The sequence below is a fragment of the Bacillus sp. GbtcB10 genome, from assembly GCF_019091365.1.
GTDB lineage: Bacteria > Bacillota > Bacilli > Bacillales > Bacillaceae > Bacillus > Bacillus altitudinis.
In genome coordinates, this window is the sequence record NZ_JAGXJP010000457.1 from 1 (window position 1) to 230 (window position 230).

Annotated in this window: 1 pseudogene; it reads right to left on the reverse strand. The window is 37.0% G+C overall.

The window, feature by feature from the left end:
- Positions 1–230, reverse strand: a pseudogene (locus tag KVT11_RS20830) (SpoIIE family protein phosphatase); the annotation flags it as partial.

A 230-nucleotide genomic window follows, 5' to 3' on the forward strand; every position in this document is an offset into this window, starting at 1 on the left:
TGCTCTATTTCTACACCAAAATCACGAAACGCTTGTAGAATCTGTTCTTCCTGTACTTGATGATTTTCTCGTTCTCTTTGTATCTCCTTAGCGAAATCTTCCATAACCTTTGATACACCTAATAGTTGCTCCGCTACTATTCTACGATTTTCTTTCATTTGTTTTCGTAATTTTTGTCCCTCATAGAAGTGATCTAATTCGCCTGCTACTAAATCCGTCACTTTTTTCCC